The 274-nt window shown below is 58.8% G+C and carries 2 tRNA genes; both read right to left on the reverse strand.

Annotated features, from left to right (window positions below):
- Positions 1-72: 72 nt before the first annotated feature.
- Positions 73-149 (reverse strand) — tRNA-Met (locus tag APU02_RS05570).
- Positions 150-192: 43 nt separating this feature from the next.
- Positions 193-269, reverse strand: a tRNA-Met gene (locus APU02_RS05575).
- Positions 270-274 lie beyond the last annotated feature (5 nt).

Below are 274 nucleotides of genomic sequence, written 5' to 3' on the forward strand. Positions count from 1 at the left end.
CGACGAGCTACCAGGCTGCTCCACCCCGCGTCCGTCTTCTGCTGTGCAGAAAGCACTTCTGTCAAATTTGATTGGTTGCGGGGGCCGGATTTGAACCGACGACCTTCGGGTTATGAGCCCGACGAGCTACCAGGCTGCTCCACCCCGCGTCCGTCTTCTGCTATGCAGAAAGCACTGCTATCAAATTTTAATTGGTTGCGGGGGCCGGATTTGAACCGACGACCTTCGGGTTATGAGCCCGACGAGCTACCAGGCTGCTCCACCCCGCGTCCGT

The sequence above is a fragment of the Citrobacter sp. 50677481 genome, from assembly GCF_001463265.1.
Lineage (GTDB): Bacteria > Pseudomonadota > Gammaproteobacteria > Enterobacterales > Enterobacteriaceae > Citrobacter_A > Citrobacter_A sedlakii.